The 20,670-nt window shown below is 57.6% G+C and carries 18 protein-coding genes; 9 read left to right on the plus strand and 9 right to left on the minus strand.

The window, feature by feature from the left end:
- The first annotated feature begins 393 nt into the window (after nucleotides 1-393).
- Genes H8F22_RS17855 through H8F22_RS17890 form a run of 8 tightly spaced genes read left to right on the plus strand, consistent with a single transcriptional unit; the run spans nucleotide 394 to nucleotide 9,383 of the window.
- On the plus strand, nucleotides 394-1,308 hold the full coding sequence (locus tag H8F22_RS17855) for a GDP-mannose 4,6-dehydratase (protein ID WP_027926229.1): 915 nt from the start codon (nucleotides 394-396) through the stop codon (nucleotides 1,306-1,308).
- Nucleotides 1,305-2,276, plus strand: coding sequence for a GDP-mannose 4,6-dehydratase (gmd, locus tag H8F22_RS17860; RefSeq protein ID WP_027926228.1), 972 nt, complete (start codon nucleotides 1,305-1,307; stop codon nucleotides 2,274-2,276). The genes H8F22_RS17855 and gmd overlap by 4 nt, the downstream gene beginning before the upstream one ends.
- Before the next feature lie 3 nt (nucleotides 2,277-2,279).
- On the plus strand, nucleotides 2,280-3,722 hold the full coding sequence (locus tag H8F22_RS17865; protein WP_027926227.1) for a mannose-1-phosphate guanylyltransferase/mannose-6-phosphate isomerase: 1,443 nt from the start codon (nucleotides 2,280-2,282) through the stop codon (nucleotides 3,720-3,722).
- Nucleotides 3,723-4,520: an ABC transporter permease gene (locus tag H8F22_RS17870; RefSeq protein WP_027926226.1), complete on the plus strand. Its 798-nt coding sequence runs from the start codon at nucleotides 3,723-3,725 to the stop codon at nucleotides 4,518-4,520. It abuts the gene before it with no gap.
- The gene (locus H8F22_RS17875; RefSeq protein ID WP_027926225.1) at nucleotides 4,520-5,773 is read left to right on the plus strand and encodes an ABC transporter ATP-binding protein; all 1,254 of its coding nucleotides are present in this window, start codon (nucleotides 4,520-4,522) and stop codon (nucleotides 5,771-5,773) included. Before H8F22_RS17870 ends, H8F22_RS17875 begins: the two co-directional genes overlap by 1 nt.
- Nucleotides 5,770-7,137 (plus strand): glycosyltransferase family 4 protein, encoded by a 1,368-nt coding sequence (locus tag H8F22_RS17880; RefSeq protein WP_194940514.1) that lies wholly within the window; start codon nucleotides 5,770-5,772, stop codon nucleotides 7,135-7,137. Before H8F22_RS17875 ends, H8F22_RS17880 begins: the two co-directional genes overlap by 4 nt.
- Complete coding sequence (locus H8F22_RS17885; protein WP_027926223.1) at nucleotides 7,121-8,251, plus strand: glycosyltransferase family 4 protein; 1,131 nt, start codon at nucleotides 7,121-7,123, stop codon at nucleotides 8,249-8,251. The genes H8F22_RS17880 and H8F22_RS17885 overlap by 17 nt, the downstream gene beginning before the upstream one ends.
- A 1-nt stretch (nucleotide 8,252) precedes the next feature.
- Nucleotides 8,253-9,383 (plus strand): glycosyltransferase family 4 protein, encoded by a 1,131-nt coding sequence (locus tag H8F22_RS17890; protein WP_027926222.1) that lies wholly within the window; start codon nucleotides 8,253-8,255, stop codon nucleotides 9,381-9,383.
- Between the two features lie 125 nt (nucleotides 9,384-9,508).
- Here the strand turns inward: H8F22_RS17890 and H8F22_RS17895 are convergent, their stop codons facing one another.
- The 5 genes from H8F22_RS17895 to H8F22_RS17915 all read right to left on the minus strand — a co-directional run bounded on the left by H8F22_RS17895 (nucleotide 9,509) and on the right by H8F22_RS17915 (nucleotide 14,942).
- The gene (locus tag H8F22_RS17895) at nucleotides 9,509-11,539 is read right to left on the minus strand and encodes a 2Fe-2S iron-sulfur cluster-binding protein (protein ID WP_027926221.1); all 2,031 of its coding nucleotides are present in this window, start codon (nucleotides 11,537-11,539) and stop codon (nucleotides 9,509-9,511) included.
- Nucleotides 11,540-11,602: 63 nt separating this feature from the next.
- Entirely contained in the window at nucleotides 11,603-12,229 is a 627-nt protein-coding gene (locus H8F22_RS17900; RefSeq protein WP_027926220.1) for a glutathione S-transferase family protein, read from the minus strand.
- A 106-nt stretch (nucleotides 12,230-12,335) separates the two neighbouring features.
- Nucleotides 12,336-13,262, minus strand: a complete 927-nt coding sequence (locus H8F22_RS17905; RefSeq protein ID WP_194940515.1) for a LysR family transcriptional regulator — start codon at nucleotides 13,260-13,262, stop codon at nucleotides 12,336-12,338.
- Nucleotides 13,263-13,548: 286 nt separating this feature from the next.
- Entirely contained in the window at nucleotides 13,549-13,941 is a 393-nt protein-coding gene (locus tag H8F22_RS17910) for a DUF6957 family protein (protein ID WP_074059250.1), read from the minus strand.
- Nucleotides 13,942-14,303: 362 nt separating this feature from the next.
- A complete protein-coding gene (locus H8F22_RS17915; protein ID WP_228758830.1) occupies nucleotides 14,304-14,942 on the minus strand; it encodes an antitoxin Xre/MbcA/ParS toxin-binding domain-containing protein in 639 nt (212 codons plus the stop codon).
- Between the two features lie 227 nt (nucleotides 14,943-15,169).
- Here H8F22_RS17915 and H8F22_RS17920 point away from each other — a divergent pair, with 227 nt between their 5' ends.
- A complete protein-coding gene (locus H8F22_RS17920; RefSeq protein ID WP_017341626.1) occupies nucleotides 15,170-15,718 on the plus strand; it encodes a 3'-5' exonuclease in 549 nt (182 codons plus the stop codon).
- A 28-nt stretch (nucleotides 15,719-15,746) separates the two neighbouring features.
- Here the strand turns inward: H8F22_RS17920 and H8F22_RS17925 are convergent, their stop codons facing one another.
- From H8F22_RS17925 to H8F22_RS17940, 4 genes are read right to left on the minus strand one after another with little or no spacing between them, the layout of a single operon-like run.
- On the minus strand, nucleotides 15,747-16,229 hold the full coding sequence (locus tag H8F22_RS17925) for a Mov34/MPN/PAD-1 family protein (protein WP_017341627.1): 483 nt from the start codon (nucleotides 16,227-16,229) through the stop codon (nucleotides 15,747-15,749).
- A complete protein-coding gene (locus H8F22_RS17930) occupies nucleotides 16,226-18,010 on the minus strand; it encodes a HesA/MoeB/ThiF family protein (RefSeq protein WP_031319187.1) in 1,785 nt (594 codons plus the stop codon). The genes H8F22_RS17925 and H8F22_RS17930 overlap by 4 nt, the downstream gene beginning before the upstream one ends.
- Nucleotides 17,994-19,244 (minus strand): nucleotidyltransferase domain-containing protein, encoded by a 1,251-nt coding sequence (locus H8F22_RS17935; RefSeq protein ID WP_017341629.1) that lies wholly within the window; start codon nucleotides 19,242-19,244, stop codon nucleotides 17,994-17,996. The genes H8F22_RS17930 and H8F22_RS17935 overlap by 17 nt, the downstream gene beginning before the upstream one ends.
- Nucleotides 19,244-20,410, minus strand: a complete 1,167-nt coding sequence (locus H8F22_RS17940; RefSeq protein WP_019821280.1) for an SAVED domain-containing protein — start codon at nucleotides 20,408-20,410, stop codon at nucleotides 19,244-19,246. Before H8F22_RS17940 ends, H8F22_RS17935 begins: the two co-directional genes overlap by 1 nt.
- Between the last annotated feature and the right edge of the window lie 260 nt (nucleotides 20,411-20,670).

The following is a 20,670-nucleotide window of genomic DNA, read 5'->3' on the forward strand; positions in this document are numbered from 1 at the left end:
ACTCTATGACGGCAAAGCCAACAGAGCGCCGGTGTTTGCCGGTCGTCGTCCATCGTCTTTTTGCTCGTCTACGTTCTTGTTTTAATGGTCAGTCTCGTGGGGTCCGGGAGCAACCCGCACGAACACTGGATAATCGTGACGAGGGGCATTCTAAACACATCCGTCGAGGATTCGTGAACCGCCCGGCGAGAATAAATCAGCCTACGCTAACGAGAACTGACCAGTCACGGTTGGACCTGTTGAAATTGATGAGCAATTGGCACAGATTGGATACCAAACAACTACAACAATGCATTTCTCCTGTCTTTCGACCAACCCATCCACCCGGTCTGTCAGACATCTCCATAAAGCCTGTGGGGAAACGGACGAAATGAATGACCAAGGGGCTGCTGTTTGAAAAAGCGTCTGTTCGTGACGGGTCTGAGTGGATTCGTCGGACAACACATCCAATCTCGCCTGAACGCTGATGCCTCGGCATGGACACTTCTGCCTGCCGCTTCCCGTTACGATCTCGCCGAGCCCGGCAGCCTCGAAGGCCTGTGGCCCGAGATGCCCGATGCAGTCATTCACCTGGCCGGCCAGACCTTCGTCCCCGAAGCCTTCCGCGATCCGGCGCGCACGCTCAACATCAACCTGCTCGGCACCCTGAACCTGCTGCAAGCCCTGAAGGCCCGCGGTTTCACCGGGACGTTTCTGTACATCAGTTCTGGCGACGTCTACGGCCAGGTCATCGAAACCGACCTGCCCATTACCGAACAACAGCCACCCTGCCCGCGCAATCCCTATGCCGTGAGCAAACTGTCGGCGGAATTCCTTAGCCTGCAATGGGGCCTGAGCGAAGGCTGGCCGGTCATGGTTGCCCGTCCGTTCAACCACATTGGCACCGGCCAGAATGAAAGCTTCGCCATCGCCAGCGCAGCCCGGCAGATCAGCCGAATCAAACAAGGCTTGCAAGCGCCGCAACTGGAAGTCGGTGACATCGACGTCACGCGCGATTTTCTCGACGTTGACGACGTGATTTCGGCCTACCTGGCGCTGCTGGAAAAGGGCGTGCCGGGACAGGTCTACAACATCTGCTCGGGACACGAGCAGAGCATTCGCAGTTTGATCGAACAACTGGGGGACCTCGCCCAGGTCGACATGCAATTGATTCAAGACCCCGCGCGCCTTCGTCGCGCAGATCAGCGTCGCGTTTGTGGCAGCCATGCCAAGCTTGCCCAGACCACAGGATGGACGCCTGAAATCACAACACAACAATCCCTGCGGGCGATCCTGTCCGACTGGGAGAAGCGAGTACGACAAGAATGACTAAAAGTGCACTGATCACAGGGATCACCGGCCAAGACGGCGCTTATCTGGCCAAACTGCTGCTCGACAAGGGGTATAAAGTCCACGGCCTGGTGGCGCGGCGCAGCAGCGATTCACGCTGGCGCTTGCGTGAAATGGGCGTCGAGGGCGACATCGTTTACCTGGACGGCGACATGGCCGATGCCTGCTCGGTGCAGCGCGCGGTCATCAAGTCAGCCCCGGACGAGGTCTATAACCTGGCGGCGCAAAGCTTTGTCGCCGCCTCCTGGGACCAACCCGTCACCACCGGTATCGTCGACGGCCTGGGCGTGACTCACCTGCTCGAAGCCATTCGCCAATTCAGTCCGCACACGCGTTTTTATCAAGCGTCCACCAGCGAAATGTTTGGCCTGATCCAGGCCGAGCAGCAAGACGAAAACACTCCGTTCTATCCGCGTAGCCCGTACGGCGTGGCCAAACTGTATGGCCACTGGATCACCGTGAACTACCGCGAAAGTTTCAATCTGCACGCCAGCAGCGGGATCCTGTTCAACCACGAATCGCCCCTGCGCGGCATCGAGTTCGTGACCCGCAAAGTGACCGACGCCGCTGCCCGCATCAAGCAGGGCAAACAGCAGGAACTGCGCCTGGGCAACATCGACGCCAAACGCGACTGGGGATTTGCCGGCGACTACGTCGAAGCCATGTGGCTGATGCTGCAACAAGACAAGCCTGATGACTTTGTGGTCGCCACCGGCATCACCACCACCGTGCGCGAAATGTGCCGGATCGCCTTCGAACACGTCGACCTGAACTACCGCGACTTCGTGAAAATCGACCCGGCGTTTTTCCGCCCGGCCGAAGTGGAAGTGCTGCTGGGCAACCCGGCCAAAGCCCAGCGCGTACTGGGCTGGAAGCCGAAGACCGATCTGGATACCTTGATCCGCATGATGATGGATGCGGACATGAAACGCGTCGCCAAGGAGTAGGCCATGCTGATTCCCGTGATTCTCTCCGGCGGTGCCGGTACGCGCTTGTGGCCGGTGTCCCGCGAGGGCCATCCCAAGCCGTTCATGACCTTGCCCGACGGTCAGTCGCTGCTGGGCAAAACCTATCGGCGGGCCGCCGGCCTGCTCGATGGCTGGGGCGATATCGTCACGGTGACCAACCGCGACTACTACTTCCAGAGCAAGGATCACTATCAGGAGGCGCAGCTCAGCCGTCATCGCGGGCACTTCATGCTGGAGCCGACGGGCCGCAACACGGCCCCGGCCATCGCCGCCGCCGCCCTGTCACTGCAAGCCCTGCACGGCGATGAAGCGATCATGGTGGTGATGCCCGCCGACCATTTGATCCTCAACGAAGATGCTTTGAAGACCGCCGTGGAACACGCCGTGGCACTGGCCAGGGAGGGTTTCCTGGTGACCTTCGGCGTGGTGCCGACCGCGCCGGATACCGGTTTCGGCTACATCGAAACCGGCGCTGCGCTGGACGGAAAAGGCGCGGCCAAAGTGCAGCGCTTCGTCGAAAAACCTGATTTGCAAACCGCGACACATTACCTGGAGAGCGGCCATTTCCTGTGGAACTCCGGGATGTTCTGCTTCTCGATCGCCACCGTGCTGGCCGAATTGCAGATCCACGCCCCCGAGTTGCTCGAGCAGACGAAAACCTGCATGGCGGCCAGTAGCCCGGTGGAAACCGTCGGTTGCCTGCAACAGGAATTGTCCCCGGCGTTGTTCGCCGAGATCACCGACATCTCCATCGACTACGCGCTGATGGAACACTCCGACAAAGTGGTCGTGGTGCCCGCCCGATTCGACTGGAGTGATATCGGCTCCTGGGGCGCAGTGGCCGCACTCGTGCCTGCCGATGCACAAAACAACCGTGCCAGCGGCGATGCCGTGTTCATCGACAGCCACAACAACTTTGTCCAGAGCGAAGAACGGTTGGTAGCGGCCGTAGGTGTGGATAACCTGATCATCATCGACACCGCCGACGCCGTGTTGGTCGCCCACGCCGATCGCGCGCAGGACGTGCGTCGGGTGGTCAAGCAGCTCAAGGACAAGAAGCACGAAGCCTATCGCCTGCACCGTACGGTCAGCCGGCCGTGGGGCACCTACACCGTGCTCGAAGAAGGCCCTCGCTTCAAAATCAAACGCATCGTGGTCAAGCCCGGTGGTAAGTTGTCGCTGCAGATGCACCACCATCGCAATGAACATTGGGTGGTGGTCGAAGGCATGGCCAAGGTCACCAACAACGGCACCGGTACTCATCTGGTCGCGAAGAACGAATCAACGTTCATTGCCGCCGGCCACAGGCATCGCCTGGAAAATCCCGGCGTGATTGACCTGGTGATCATCGAAGTGCAAAGCGGCGAATACCTGGGAGAGGACGATATCGTCCGCTTCGAAGACCAATACGGCAGGACGGTTTGAATGCTGCTTTCTTTGTACCGCTCGCTGTGGGGCTATCGGGGATTCATCCTCGGTAGCGTCAAGCGAGAATTCCAGGCGCGTTACCGAAATTCGTTGTTCGGTGCCCTGTGGACCGTGCTTAACCCGCTGTCGATGATCATCGTCTACACAGTGATCTTCTCCCACATCATGCGCGCCCGTTTGCCAGGGGTGGATGACGGTTTGGCCTACAGCGTTTACCTCTGCGCCGGCCTCCTGACGTGGGGGTTGTTCGCAGAAATCACCGTGCGCAGTCAGAACATGTTTCTCGACAACGCCAACCTGCTGAAGAAAATCAGCTTCCCGCGGATCTGCCTGCCAGTGATCGTGTTGTTCAACGCCGGCATCAACTTCGCGATCATCATCGGCTTGTTCATCGGCTTTCTGCTGATTAGCGGGCGACTGCCCGGCATGGCGCTGCTGGCGCTTATTCCGCTTTTGGCCTTGCAGGTTATGTTTTGTGCCGGGTTGGGGATGATTCTGGGTGTATTGAATGTGTTCTTTCGCGATGTCGGACAATTTTTCGCCATCTGCCTGCAATTCTGGTTCTGGCTGACGCCGATCGTGTATCCGATGAGCATCCTGCCGGAATGGGTACAACGCCTGCTGCAACTCAATCCCCTGACCAATCTGATTACCAGCTATCAGAATGTGTTCCTTTACGGCCAATGGCCGGTCTGGAGTTCTCTGCTGCCAATATTCGTGAGCGGCACGGTGTTCTGCGTGATCGGGCTGCGGTTGTTCCGTCAGCGGGTCGGTGAAATGGTGGATGAACTCTGATGGGGCACATACGCGTCACCGGCCTGGGCAAGGCCTACAAGCAATACCCCAATCGCTGGAGCCGACTGGCTGAATGGCTGATCCCGTTTTCGCCGATCCGTCATCGCCAGCACTGGGTGCTGCAAGACGTGGCCTTCGAAATTGCGCCCGGCGAGTCCGTGGGCATCGTCGGAGTCAACGGCGCGGGCAAAAGCACCCTGCTGAAAATGATCACCGGCACCACCCAACCCACCTGCGGCAGCATCCAGCTCGAAGGCCGCGTTGCCGCCCTGCTGGAACTGGGCATGGGTTTTCATGCGGACTTCACCGGCCGGCAGAACGCGGTCATGGCCGGCCAACTGCTGGGCATGCAAGTCGAAGAAATCGAAGCATTGATGCCCGAGATCGAACGCTTCGCGGAAATCGGCGACGCCATCGATCATCCCGTGCGTACCTATTCCAGCGGCATGCAGATGCGCCTGGCATTCAGCGTGGCCACCGCGCGGCGACCGGACATTTTGATCGTCGACGAAGCACTGTCAGTGGGCGACGCCTACTTCCAGCACAAAAGTTTCGACCGCATCCGCAGCTTCCGCAAAGCCGGTACCACGCTGTTGATCGTGTCCCACGACCGCTCGGCAATTCAGTCGATCTGCGACTCGGCGATCCTCCTGGAAAAGGGACGGATGGCCATGCACAGCACACCCGAAGCCGTCATGGATTACTACAACGCGCTACTCGCCGAGCGTGAAGGCCAGACGGTGCGTCAGGAAATGCTCTCAGGCGGCCAGGTCAGCACTATTTCAGGCACCGGTGAAGCCGGGATTTTGCGGGTGCGCTTGCTGGACGAGCACGAACGGTCCATCGATGCGGCGGAAGTCGGTCAGCCGGTGGTGCTGGAGGTGGACGTCGAAATCCGCCAGGACATCGAGCGGCTGGTGCTGGGCTTTATGATCAAGGATCGCCTGGGCCAGGCTATGTACGGCATCAACACCCATCGCCAGGACCAGGCGCTGAATGATCTGAAGGCCGGGGAGCGCGTGACCTACCGCTTTGCTTTCATCATGGGACTGGGCAAGGGTAACTATTCGGTGGCCCTGAGTCTGTCCCGTCTGGATTCGCACCTGGACCGCAATTTCGAATGGCGGGACTACGGTCTGGTGTTCCACGTGATCAATAACCGCCACGAAGACTTCGTGGGCTGCTCGTGGCTGGGGGCGAAAACCACCATCACCCGCTCCGTTGAAACGCTGATGCCGGAAAACACACCATGACGCGCCTTCTGGTGGAATGCACCCACGTTTTCCAGCACCCCAAGGTCAACTCGGGCATCCAGCGAGTGGTGCGCAACGTCGTCAATCAATTGCCGGAATCGGTGGATGGTGTCGACTGCATCCCGGTAGTGATGCTCAAAGGCAAGCTCTATCGAGTACTGATGCTCGGCGCGCTGAACATCCCGATTTTCGATCACTTGATGACCTTCGGTGGACGCCTGGAACGCCTGGCTCACCGTATCTGGCAACTGCACCAACGCCTGCATAACCGCAGCCACTCGCGAGTGATCAAACGCTTGCTGCACGTGGCCTACCGTTTGACGGCGATCACCTGCTTCAGCATTCCACTGCGGGTGATCGAAGGCATCAACCAGTATCAACTGCCCAAACGCTGCACGCCGTTGCTGCACCAGCCAGGGGATCAACTGGTGTTGCTGGACTCGTCCTGGCATACCGACTTTTTCCCGTTTGCCGAACAGCTGAAACGTGAAGGCGTGGGCATCATTTCGGTGGTCTACGATCTGATTCCCCTGACTCACCCGCAGTTCTACGACACCCGGCTAGTCCAGGTTTTCAACGAATGGTTCGATTGGATCACCCGAACGGCCGATGGCTACATGGCAATTTCTGCCACGGTGTGTGACCAGGTGCGTGAGGAATTACAGCGCCGTCTCGGTCCTGCCAAGGCCAATGAGCTGTGGTTCGACTATTTCCACCTTGGTTCCGAACTCGACCTCAGCGAAGCAACCGCGGCTGTGGAACCGCGCCTTGCCCGGCTATTTGAAACACCGGAACCGGTGTTCTTGATGGTCAGTACTATCGAGCCGCGCAAGAACCATGATTACCTGCTGGACGCTTTCGAATTGGCTTGGGCGGCGGGCTCCAAGGCCCGGTTGTGCATTGCCGGTCGAATCGGCTGGAAGTGCGACGCCCTGCTCGCGCGGGTACGCAATCACCCGCAACTGAACCAGCGTCTGTTCATGTTCAACGACCTGAGTGACACCAGCCTCGAACACGCCTACAGCCACGCCAGCTCACTGGTGTTTCCATCGTATGTCGAAGGCTTCGGCCTGCCACTGGTGGAAGCCATGCAGCGCGGACTGCCGGCCATGGGCAGCGATATTCCGGTCTTTCGCGAAATCGGTGGCGAGTTCATGGCGTACTTCGATCTGGCCGAGCCACACAGCCTGTGCGACCTGGTCGTGGATTTCGAGCGCAGCGGTCAATTCCCGGCCACCCGCGACGTCGCGCACTGGCGCTGGATCGGCTGGCGTGAAGCGAGTGCCCAGTTGGCCGAACGAACCCTGCACAATCTTGTAGAAGCGCCGGTCATGACAGAGAGGCAACATGCGAATTGCCCTTAATGCCCGGATCCTCCAGGCTCCGCGTACCGGCATTGGCCACTACGTCGCCGAACTGGCGAACGCGTTAGCCGATGAGCCGGATATCGAACTGGCGCTGTTTCATGGCTGGGGTTGGAGCTCGGCTCTGCCGGAAGCGGCCATGCCCGGTTATTCGCGACTGACGCCGCTGCTGCGCCAGATTCCAGGGGCCTATCAGGCCCGGCGCTGGCTGGAGCAGAAACGCTTCGATCAAGGTCGCGCGCAATCCATCGACCTCTACCACGAACCAAGTTTGTGGCCGCTGTCGTTCGACGGCCCGACGATCATCACTCTGCATGACCTGACTCACCTGCACTACCCCGACACACAGCCGCCCGCGCGTTTGCGGGAAATCGAACGGCGGCTGGCCGACGGCGTACGCCAGGCGAGCCTGATTCTTACCGACTCGCAGTTTATTGCCGACGAAGCCCAAGCGCATTTCGGGCTGCCAGCCGAGCGGTTTGTCGTCGCACCACTGGGTGCAGCGGCGCGTTTCCACCCTCGGACTCCCGAGGCCATCGACGCCGTTCTCAAGGCCCATGGCGTCGTCGCGCGGGAATATTTCCTCTGCGTCGGCACCCTGGAACCGCGCAAGAACCTGACCCTCGCCCTGCGCGCCCACGCTTTGTTGCCGGAGGCGGTGCGTCAGCGTTTTCCGCTGCTGATCGTCGGTATGGCCGGCTGGCAACACGAGCAGTTCAGTGAAGAATTGCGCACAGCCCTGGCCACAGGCGACGTATGCCTGCTCGGGTATCTTCCGGATGAAGATCTGGCGCAACTGTTGGCCGGTGCCCGGGCATTGATCTTTCCTTCGCTGTACGAAGGGTTCGGGCTGCCCGTTCTTGAAGCCATGGCGAGCGCAACGCCGGTCATTCTGACGCGCCATTCGGCCATGCCGGAGGTCGCTGCAACCGCTGGCAACTACATCGAGCCGGATAATCCAGACCATTTACGCGATGCCATGAACCGGTTGATCGACGACCCCATTCACTGGCAGGCATGCCGCGACGCCGGTTTGCAACAAGCGAAGCTTTTTTCCTGGAAGCGTTGCGCGAAGGTCACGGCCCGAGCCTACCGTCAGGTTATGGGAGACTGATATGCGTGTACTGCACTTTTACAAAACCTACTTGCCCGACTCCATGGGCGGTATCGAACAGGTCATTTTTCAGTTGTGCGAAAGCGGCGCGCGACATGGGGTCGACAGCACTGTCCTGACCTTGAGTAACAACCCGGCACCTGGCGTGATCCAGATCCGTGAACATCAGGTCCATCAGGCCAGAATGGACTTTCAACTGGCGTCCACCGGCTTCTCCTACAGTGTGTTCAAGCAATTTCGTGAGCTGGCGGCAGAGGCCGACGTGGTCAACTACCACTTCCCATGGCCATTCATGGATCTGGTGCATTTTTGTAGCGCAACCAAAAAGCCCTGCGTAGTGAGTTACCACTCGGACATCATTCGCCAGCGTCATTTACTCAAACTGTATCGACCCTTGATGCGCCGGTTTCTGGACAGCGCCGATCGAATCGTCGCCGCTTCACCCAACTACTTTCATACCAGTGAAATTCTTCAGGATTACCGCGAAAAAACCCGGGTAATCACCTATGGGTTGGACAAGGCAGGTTATCCACAGCCTGAAATGGAGCGCACTGACCGCTGGCGTCGACAGTTGGGCGACAAGTTCTTCTTGTTCGTCGGCGTTATGCGTTACTACAAAGGACTGCACATTCTTCTCGAAGCGATGCAGGGGCTGAATTATCCGGTGGTGATCGTCGGCGCCGGCCCCCTGGAAGCTGAACTGCATGCTCAGGCCAAAAAACTGGGTTTGCAGAACCTGCACTTTTTGGGACGTTTGGGTGATGAGGATAAAGTGGCCTTGCTGCAACTGAGCTATGCCGTGGTGTTCCCGTCGCATTTGCGCTCTGAAGCGTTCGGCATTTCGCTGCTGGAAGGTGCGATGTATGGCAAGCCGATGATTTCCAGCGAGATCGGCACCGGCACCAGTTACATCAACATCCACAATGAAACCGGGCTGGTGGTGCCTCCAAGTCATCCACAGGCCTTCCGTGAAGCGATGCGCACGCTGTGGGAAAACCCGACACGTGCGGCAGAAATGGGCGTGAAGGCTGAGGCCCGGTATCGGCAGTTATTCACAGCCGACGACATGGGTCGCAAATGGACCGAATTGTACGAAGAGCTGCTTGAGGAAAAATCCCTGTCTTACGCCTGACTGCTTTCCTGCAGGAGCCGGGCTTGCCCGCGATGGCGGCGTGTCAGTCAACATGAATGTTGAATGTTAAACCGTCATCGCGGGCAAGCCCGGCGCCCACAGGGGTTGAGCCGCAGGACCTGGGGTTACAGATCCAGCACCAGCGGCTTCGAACCCTGCGCCGGCACCGCACAGCAAATCAGTACCTCTCCAGCGCCGGGCACTTCTGCCGGCACTTGTGGATAAGTCACTTCGCCGCTGATCAGGCGCGTCTTGCAGGTCCCGCAGGAACCGCCACGGCAGCTGAATTCCGGGCGCAAACCACGGCTTTCAGCCAACTCCAGCAAACTGCCGCTATCGGGTTTCCAGCGCGCCTCTTTGGCCGAGCGCTCGAACACCACCGGTACTGACGTCGTGGCGGCCGGTGGTTGCTCGATGATCACTGCATCCGGATCGGCTACCCGGCGCAACGTCGACGGCCCAAAGGTCTCGGCGTGAATCCTTGAATCGCGGATGTCCATGTCACGCAAGCTGTCGTACATCGCCTGGGTGAACGCTCCTGGGCCGCAGAGGACAAAATCCAGCTGATCGTAGTCTTCCACCTCAAGCACGTTCTTGAGCAGGTCGGCGTCGATTCGACCGGTCAGGTCGAAATCTTCCCCTTCGCGCGCCTCGGGCTCCGGCTGACTGAGCAAACGCAGGACTCGCACCGCGTCGCCGAGCCCGTCGAGCAAGCGGTTCAGTTCAGGGCGGAATGGTTGATCGGCCAGGGTTCGCGAGCTCTGGATGAACCAGGTCGGGCGGATGCTCCGCGTGCGCAGGCCTTGATAAACCACCTCACGCACCATCGACAGCAGCGGCGTAATGCCCACGCCAGCGGCCAGCAATACCAGCGGGCGCCGCTCATGCGGTGCCACGGTGAAATGCCCTTGAGGCGCACGGGCTTCCAGCACGTCACCGACACGAATCCGCTCATGCAGGTGCGATGACACCAATCCGTCACGCTTCACACTGATACGGAAAAAGTCATCGGACGGCGCACTCGACAGGCTGTACGTGCGGATATGCACGTCACCGTCAATGTTGAACCGCAAAGGTAAATGCTGCCCGGCCTGGAACACCGGCAATCCGGCGCCATCGGCAGGCTCCAGGTAGATCGAACGAATGTGGTGGCTTTCCTGTTCGATTCGCGCCACCCGCAGCGACCGCCAATGATCGCCCAAAGCCTTGGCTTGCAGGCGTGCATTGGCCTGCGCCCAGGTGCCGGTCAGCAGACTGGTGGGCGATACGCCGTCAAAGCGCCAGCGCAAAGCCAGCGCTGCAGGCCGGCGCACCACGTGCTCGACTTCGAAGGTCCACAGCCGCTCGGCACCTTGAAAGGCTTCGATTAGCGGGCCGTCGAGGATGATTTCGGTACGCCCGCTGAGGTGCAGCAGGTCACCAGAATTGAAATCGATGAACAACAAACCGGCGCGAGGATTGACCAGCAGATTGCCCAGCGTATTGAAATGCAGGTTGCCGGCGAAGTCAGGGATCGTCAGGCGATTCCCTTCCACCTGTACGAAACCGGCCTGGCCGCCCCGGTGAGAAACATCCACCGAACGCTGTCCATCGACGTCCACGTAGCTGGCGACAAAGAATGTGTCGGCGTCGACGATCATGGTCCTGGCCGCATCATCCAGTTCAGTCAGGTGCTGCGCAACGCGACTCGAAGGGTCCGCCAAGGGCACCGAACGAAACTGGCGCAATTGGATGTATTGCGGGCAGTTGCCGAACGATTGCTCCACCGTGACGCCGAATCCGCTGGCCGTAACGGCGCTGACTCGGCCATTGAGGCGATTGCGGCGCCGGGTGTGCAACTCAATACCGAGCAAACCGATGGCAGCACCGTCTTGCAGCTGCGCAGGGTCATCGGCGCCCGGCAGGTGGTCGAACTGCAACAGCGATGGATCGGGGGAATGAGCGAAACCCGGTTGCCCTTCAAGAATGCTGGCCCAGGGGTTGCCTTCGACATCAACGGCGCCGTACAGCATGAAAGGCAGTTGCTGATAGAACGTGCGGTGCTGATCCGGCATCTGGCTGCGAATCACCTTACGTCCGAACGCCTCCATTCGCTCGGCAACCCCCACATGAGCCTGCAACTGTTTCTCGCCGGCGTGCCAAGGTGAATGTTCCATAACGGCTCCTCCCCTGCGCCCATGGCGCATCGTGAACGGCCCGAGCGGATCGGGCCGTGAACATCAGGCAGTTTTTTGCAGGCCGGCCACCGTGCGTGGCATGCCGACAAACCCTGGCAGGGCTTCAATGCGCGCCAGCCAGGCACGGATGTGGGGGTAGTCGTCGAGCGAGACATTGCCTTCCGGCGCATGGGCGATATAACTGTAGGCCGAGACGTCGGCGATGGTCGGCTCGCTCCCCGTCAGATATGGCGTGGCAGACAGTTCCTGATCGATGATTTTCAGCAAAGCGTGGGAATTGGCGATCACTTCTTCAGCGTTGTAGGACGCGCCGAACACGGTGATCAACCTGGCTCTGGCCACACCAAAGGCAATCGGCCCGGCAGCAATCGATAACCAGCGCTGAACCTTGGCAGCGCCGACAGGATCAGTCGGTAGCCAGCGACCGTTGCCATACTTCTGCGCCAGATACACCAGGATCGCATTGGAGTCGCCCAACACGACGCCTTGGTCATCGATGGCAGGCACCTGACCCATCGGGTTGATCGCCAGGTAATCCGGCTGCTTGTGCGCCCCCTTGGCCAGATCGACAAAGACTAGCTCTGTCGGCAATTGCAGCAGGGACAGCATCAGCTCCACACGGTGAGCGTGGCCAGAGCGTGGGAAGTTGTAAAGTTTGATGGCTTGCATGGTCGACTCCGCTGGGTGGAGGCGCCCTTTGGAAAGAGTCGGCGCCGATGGGTTGCCATCTTCCGCCTGCTATCGAAACAATAGAATAACCAGCAAATGCAATCCATTATTTCAGCTGGAGCAATAGTGCCTCGCTCTTCAAGGCTGGATGCTCGCGCAAGGCCTTCACCGTGAAGTCGACAAAACTGCGCACTCGCGCTGGCGCTTTGCGCCCGCCCTGATAAATCACGTGAATCGGCAACGGCGCCAATTCGAATTCAGACAGGATGATTTGCAACTCACCCGCCGCCACCTTTCCCGCGACCTGATACGACAACACGCGGGTAAACCCCAGCCCCAGGCAGGCGGCCGTGATGGCAGCCTGATTGGCGGTGACCACCAGCCGAGACTCCGTGCGCACCGACAGCGGTTCGCCATTTTCAAGGAAGGGCCAGTTACGTAATTGGCCCGTGGCCGATGTTGCAATAATCGGCGCCTGTACCAGTTCCTGCGGATGCAAGGGCCGGCCATGTGCCGCGATCAGCGCTGGCGAACCACAAATCACCCGCCGTACCTCGCCGACCCGGATCGCATGCTGATTACTGTCGGGCAAATCGCCGATGCGCACCGCCACATCGATGCCCTCTTCCGTGATGCTCACCACGCGATCAAGCAACAGCGCATTGATGCAGACTTCAGGGTACTGCGCCAGGTAATCAACCATCACTGGCGTGACAAACAACTCTCCAAACAATACCGGCGCGGTGATCGTCAATTGCCCACGGGGTTGTGCATGACTCCCCGCCGCCGAATCCTCCGCTTCCTGCACCTCGGCGAGAATCCTGCGACAGTCGTCCAGATAACGCTGCCCCGCCTCGCTCAAATGCACGCTGCGGGTCGTACGGGTGATCAACTGCGTGCCAATGCGCTGCTCCAGTGCCGCGACGGCCCGGGTGACGCTCGCCGCCGACATCCCCAGAATTCGCGCCGCCGCCGAGAAACCTTGCGCCTTGGCGACGGCGGCGAAGACCTGCATTTCCTGGAATCGGTCCATGGGGCATGTCCTTTATTCAGATAAAAAAAATCGCAACCGTAGGCTGCGATTTTTAAGGGTTGGTTACCAACAACATAGTTTGACACAGCCCCTCTCGTAAATCGGGGCCTGTAGGATGATCCGGGATCCACACGACAGCAACATAGACTGACACAGACGGGTCGCACTTCAAATACGGGGCTCGATTGGTAACAACATAGATTGACACAACAGCGAGAGCGTTCATTCAGGCCGAAATATTATGTGAGCGCGACCGGTCACTCACCTGTGCGGAAATAGTCTTTTTTCAGCACAGGCTCAGTGCGATGTCTAAATCCGTGTGCAACCTTCGACCAGTCCCCATCAGCACATAAACTGTGTTTTTTGTTCGAAATAAGCAGTCATGGGTGAAGGAAACACCCAGCGTTGTTCGGACCCAATCACCAGGCGGGAAGCGGCCTTTACTGTCTTGGATAACGGTCAAAGCGTAAACGAGAGCAGGAATTAGCTGTCTATCCGTAATGGCTTTTCGCTGACGTGTTGGAATGTCGAGATCCAATATTGCCCAATCAGCAACAAGACAATAGGCATGGGAAGGAAAATGCAGACTGGCGAGGGCCACAGCATCTGAGGTGGTGAGTTGGCACCCATCTATTTTCTCACCCGCAGAAAGCACTGAGACAAAATCTGCCAGATTCATCTGTACCTCCGGCCGATCAAAAAAACGATTCGAACGAGAAGCATCAATCAGCTTAGCTCCCATCGACACACGAGGTTCCGATGCCGAAGACTGGGCCATTTCACAGCTGGTCCGTCTTCTCCCCTCATCCCACTGAACGGGATGATTTCTATCTAGCTGTCACCGGATAAAGTGGGTTTTCGCCAGTACCCAGCTATGCCATTGCCGTGCGTGAACCCTACCTAGCGGTAGGTGCCGATGTGGGTGAAACCTAGTGCTTCATGGATGCCCGTGCATGTCGTATTCGGCAAGGCGACGCCGGTATAGGCGCATGAAATCCATGTTACTCAAGGAGCGGTAGAAGCCGTTTGGCTGCGGCTGAATCAAAATGACATGCCCTCAGACACTTGAATCAGCATTTCTTCGACTAGATGTGTGCCAAAGGTTGTAGTGACCATCGCCGATGGGCTTTCTCCCAAAAAACGGGCTTTGGGTTTGGAAAGCCATTGTTTGGCCTTCCCTTTGTCACCGAAGATCACCTCGGCCATGGCGGTAATATGTGCAAACCGGAACAGGCGATCGCTCTCATGCAACGTTAAAAGCTGATTGGCTGACAGTTTTGTTTTGAGCGTTTTGGGTTGAATGATTCTGTCGCGTTCTTCGTCGCTGAGGGTTCCATCATCACAAAGCATTTTGATCAGGCTGACCGAGAAGCCAGCTACTATCATGTCGTGAATGTCCAGATCCGAAGCATTGACAGAGATATGAAGAAGCGTCTCCAGACGCATGCGGTAAGCATGATAGACATCCTGACGCAGGACGCCAGCAAACATGGGCCGCACTGATGTTGCGTTGCACACGGGCGTCAGGACTAATGTGCCATTCACTACCGTTAGCTCCAGGTCGTCCCCAACACCTAACCTCATTTGGTCAAGCAACTCTTGAGGCAGATCAATGATGATGTCGCCAGTACCGTCCTCAGTTTTCTGGCATTTTACTATCCAGCGCTCAGTTTCACTCATGATCGTCCGGCCCTCATCCGCCATCAGAGAATGACACACATCATTATGCTTGGGCCCAGAGCTGACCAAAGGAACGCGCAATCCGCTGGTAGACAGGCACTGCCGCTGCTCGAACGCCGGATAGCGAGTGAAACAGCAAAAAATGGGGCAATGGCTATACCTGCCTTTCCACCTTCACATGGCTAAGAGCCTGAGCGTGATCAGGTAACTACACGAAAGGATATGACATGCACCCTGATGAGCTTTATGTTTCCGTCGACGTCGAGACTTCTGGGCCTATACCAGGCGAATACAGTCTGCTTTCCATTGGAGCTTGTCTTGTAGCCCAACCTGTAACGTCCATCTATCTTGAACTACGACCTGACAGTCCAAAACACGACCCGGAAGCACTGGCAGTATCGGGGCTGAGTCTGGAGAAGCTGGAGCGCGAGGGCCTCGCTCCGCAACAGGCGATGCTGACATTTGATCAATGGCTGAAATCGTCCTGCCAACCGGGGCAAAAGGTCATTTTCGTAGGACTCAATGCACCGTTTGACTGGTCATTCGTCAATTACTACTTCCACAAATACCTGGAAACCAACCCCTTTGGTTTTACCGCTATCGACATGAAGGCCTACTTTATGGGCGCTGTAGGTTGCAGCTGGCAGGAAACAAAATCATCCAAAATGACCGCTGCGCTGAAGCCACTCAGCGAACCGAACCATAACGCATTGGATGATGCCCGCTTTCAGGCAGAGCTCTTCGCACTAATGCTAGCGGGTAAAGGTAAACGCTGACCTACCTTCCACCGCACTGACTCGAAGCTCATCTGATACAGGTTGCCTCAACATATCTGCCGTCCCTGAACGACCACGCCTTGATACCTTCTGGTTTTTCGGACTTGCCGACAATAACGGCTATTGGGTGCGGCAGATCCTGCGTGTAACGTGCAGCAAATTTGGAGAAACTTCCGATGTCTGCCGGAGAGATCACCGGAACGGATTGGGGATGCGTATGCCAATAGCCCACCAGACGTAACCCTTGTTCGTTGGCAGCCTGGATTTCCTGACGGCACCGCTCCGCATCCAACTCTAGCCAAGACCAGCCTGACCGATCGGCGCGATGAGGCAACGTGGCCAAGGCCAGCAGCAACCCTTTCGGATCAACCGGGTTGACAAATAACTGTCCCCCTCGCTCCACGCCAAAAAGGCCCTGCCGATGACTATCCAAGATGTCCGCGACAGCTTGGGACACCAATAGCTCGGAATTCACCTCCGGCCATCGCCAGCGCCATGCGATATCCGTCATACCGTTTCGTCCTTATCTTCCGGCCATCCGCGCTCGAGTAAGATTTGCTGCGCTCCCTCTGGCAGTTTGGGACCATGGTATTGGCCTCCTAGGCTCAGAACATCTTCAGGCCTGTAGATACTGCTGACCCAAGATGCAGTGGCGATGTTGCCGGTCAATGCGCGTAAGGCCGTGTGCGACACCATAGAGGCGATATTGGTCATTCCCAGCGAGCCGCCTGGGATAAAGCTCTCGCCACACGCGGGCAGTGGAACAACACCGCCTCCCGGCCACTCTGTAAATCTATGCAGAAAATCGCCGACGTCCGTGAACAACTGACGGCCATCAAAGGTGCCGGCTGGTGCGAATAGCGCATGGCCTACCTGGGTATACGGTTCGCTCCAGGCTTGTAAAAGCCCCCAAGGAGCGCCGCTTGATTTGGCTCGCCATACAGTGACCTCCGACTGCCAGTCTGCTGTCGTGATCACCACCAGATCTGCGTTATCAAACACTTCTGGTTTGCTGCTCATCACCACTTCGGCAAAAGTCGCATAAGCGGTGCATTCTGTCGTCGGAAGATCTAACAGAATCTTGTCCCTCAACGCGGAGGCTTTCAGTCTACCTAGGCTATCCGCTCCCAGAACGTGCCTCCCCAGATTGGCTGACACCAAAGTGTCAGGATCGATGAGGGTAAGGTGGCCGACACCGGATCGTGCCAATTGTATTGCCACCGCACTGCCTAACGAGCCAACGCCAACACAAACGACTCGAGCATTTTCAAGGTGCTGTGCAGTACCGCTTATATCGCGGGACAGAATGGACGCTCGATCAAGCACGTCCAGGGCAGTTGCTCGGACGAGCGCCGGAGGATGTGCATTTGCGATAGCTGGCCGACGGCGCGCTGTACGCAAGCCAAACTTTGCCCCCCGCTCCTGCTGTACGCCGAGCGAGCGCACATTGAGGCAATATGTTGGAGCATCTGCCCCTCCTGGAAGCTCCAGAACAATCCATCGACTCGCCAACGTTCCATGCAGCTCAAACCATGCCAGCAATTGCTCGGCATCGTCTGGTTGAAGGTGTGGCGTGAGCCACAGCAATAAATCTTCCGGATCCGGGGTGCGGATATCCGGATAAGTCTGAAGCTTGACGTAAAAACCGGGAGTTTCGGCCGCGCGAATGACAGCGGAGCGCCCGACAACCCGTCGGTAATGCCCTTTGAGTGCAGCTACGTTCGATGCTAACCAAACCGTTTCCTGACCGGATGGCATAACCCGGCGCGGATCGCTGAGAGCAAACAACTGCGAGGCGGCCTGAGGGCGATCCAACAGTAAGAGGTTCTGGAATGACTGACCGTGCTGAAAAGACCAGTAGGTAGTGATCTCATTCTGAAATTCGATATCGCGCGTTGCCTGGTTTGATCCCATCTTGGACAACGAAACGATCTGGGCCAAGCGAGCAAGGCTGTCCTCTACCACGACCTCCGGGGAGCCCATAATGGGGCGCTCCTGAAAGCCATGAAGGCAAAGCCCCGACTTGGTGGCATGCGGCCAAACCAGCCATGGAGAGGGTTCGACGTTCAGCCGCAAGAGTCCACGGGGAAAGTTGGAGGGGAAACCTATACGCAGTCGGCGCTCCTGCCCCGTGTAATCGGTGGGCAAGGGGAAGTGAAAGCACGCCGCTTCGTCAGCCCGCGTGGGTGCGGGCTGGAGCAATGCATCGGCAGCATCCTGACCTAGGGTGTTTCGCAGTGCGGCGATTCCGCGCTGCAATGGCGTCTTAATAGGATCAGCCAAGGCGTCCAACTGGCTTTACGCTCGACTGAGAGGTTCCGCCACCGCTGGCCCCTCCGAAGAGCGAACCCATCGAAGCAGAGTTTCGAGTAGTGCCATCCGGTCGGCCGGGCATCGTCCAGTTCGCAGGGATCTCATTGTTCACTGCCGTAATGAATGCCGGTGCAATACCGAAATTCTTTTTCACTGCCTCGGCAAAGGAATCGTTGGATTCAAAACTTTCCAAACCCAATGAAACAGATGCACTGGCGTCCGCATGCCATTTGGCAAATGCTTGGCGATAGCCTTGCCCCTCGCCCGGTCGATTCCACTTCTCTGCAAAGTTTTCGCCGTTATCGGCAGGGTTGCAGACAAAGCAATCGTTACCTCTATGCGCGATGTGCTGCGGCATTCTGCGGACGATTTCCAAAATTGCATCGAGCGGAGCCAAAGGCTTGGACTGCGATTCCCTCACGACATCCAGGTATGCGTGAGTGGCCAGGGTGGTGATGACCGCAGATATGGGGCGAGTATCAGAGCTCCTTGTGTTGATGGCCCATTCATCGCGATGCCGCTTGAGCAGCTTTATGGTCGCACGCAGGGGATCTTGATCGATGTAATCCTGATAATGCGGCAATGGATCTTGTGTCGCGGCATCGAGCATCCGCTGGCTTTTGGCAACTACCAAGCTTTCCAGAGAGATTTCCTGGGCAGAAGCAACCTGTAACCAATTCGAGTAAGGGATAGGGCTGCTTGCTTTCCACCCTGTGACCCGATCCGGAACCTCCAGCTTACCTTCGCCGTTTGCTTCGCCATTTCCGTTGATCGCGCGGGCAGGCGTGACATCGATGTGGAAACCTGGATTTTCGTCGGCATAAACGATCCGGATGCCACGACGTAATTGCTTAACTTCTTCTTGAACGCGGGAGCCTTCCCTAAAACGCTGCTCAATCGCTTCTAGAACTTCCTTTGCACCAGCGCCCTGAGCGTGAGGAAGCCAAATAATTGCGTCCGCATCAATGGTGTCAAGATCCGCAGGCGCGCCGGGGATTGGCTTGATGGTCGTTTTCAGCCGCATCGAGCCTTGAACGAAAATATGGGCTTCAGCGAGCAGCGGGTTGTCGGAAGCCGAGAGGATTTTTTCCAGTTGGGAGTAGCGGTCATTGATTTTTTCGTACTGCGCTTCCGACAGCGAGATTTCCCGCGCGGCGCGAAGCAGAAAATATTCCCAACTGCTGCGCTTGGTCTGTTCGTTGCTCAAAAGCATTACATAGCCTCCTGGGCCACGGGACCCAATTGCAGTGTTTGCGTAAACCGATCTTGGTTTTCTTTGTCCCGATCGAAGATCAGGTATGTATGTTGATGCTGTGTTGTGAGCAACGCGCCAAACTCGATGGCCAATGCCGCAGGAATGGCGGCGAAGACGTGGATAGGGTCAGGAGTCAGAGCCTCAAGCTGGCTCAGTCGTATTTGAAGTGCGTCGCGAAAGGCATGAATCACCCGACGGTTCTGTACCATCGCGTAGCTTGGTTCTGGGATCGACAGCTCTGCAATACGTGCACCGGGTAGAGCGTCGGTCACGTCGCGAACTGGAACTTGCGCAGAAATGGAGAGCACCAACGCCAGTGGGCCATCGCCGTTGGGTGGAGGCGTAAACAAAAAACTAGGCGGCTCAGCAGACTGATCGGGCCAGCGCAAAAGATGCTCGCGGTGAAAAGAGAAGATCAAGCGTTTGGAACGGTCGCCGATACTCTGGCCCAACATCATCAAGGCCGGAATGTCGGCCAAGCCGACTACTGCTAGCGCGGGCGAATCGCCATAAGTGCCGCCGCGACGCTTGAGTTGCTGCTCCAGCTCATACTGGACGCTGTCTTTGACGTTCTGCCAATAGGTAGTGTCCCTGCCACGTGGTCCGGGTGCAGCGAAGGCGATTTTGATGCCTTGATCGAAGGCGGTTAATCCCTCGGCGGACATCGCAGTCAACAGATCGCGAACGGGGATATCGTTGATCGTCTGAAAATGCTGACTCTGGACGATGAGAGGAATGGCTCTGCCACCATCGGGGGTCGTTGCGGCGAGTCGGATGCGTTCCAGGTACGCTTGGTGTAAACCACTCAAATCATTTTCAGGATACCCATCTGCGTCACGATCAATTTTGTCATGACAACCTGGGCACAGAAGCATCAGATTAGCGGTATCGTTTGTGTGCGCCTCAGCATCATGATCCGCGCGTCCCCGAGGGCCTTTGGGACTGGCGGGCAGGATATGCGCCACTTCGCCCCATTTCATTGGCTTGCCGGCACGATAATCGAACGTCAGATCCGTGCCGCACAGTTCACAATGACCAGCGGTCTGTGTCCATACGATCCGCTTCGTCTCATCATTTGTGTTGAAGCGCCCGCTTGCGGGCTTAGCGTCTTCTTGTTCTGCCATTCCGACCTACCCCCGAGAAACATCCATGATTGAAAACGATGATGGCAAGATAAGATCATATTAGGGTCATTTGCCTCGATTTCAAGAGAGATCTAAGGGTGACGAATGCTGAGTCGGCTATAAGCAGGATGCTGTTTGTGGCTCATCGAAACGGAGTGGTCGCAGCGTTCGTTTTTCTGGCAAGTGCTGGTGGGTAATGGCACTGACCACAGCGTATGTATCGAAATTAGCGAGTATATGCAAAAGACATAAACTTGCTA

Origin of the sequence: Pseudomonas mucoides (assembly GCF_015461845.1) — a bacterium.
In the GTDB taxonomy this organism is placed as follows: domain Bacteria; phylum Pseudomonadota; class Gammaproteobacteria; order Pseudomonadales; family Pseudomonadaceae; genus Aquipseudomonas; species Aquipseudomonas mucoides.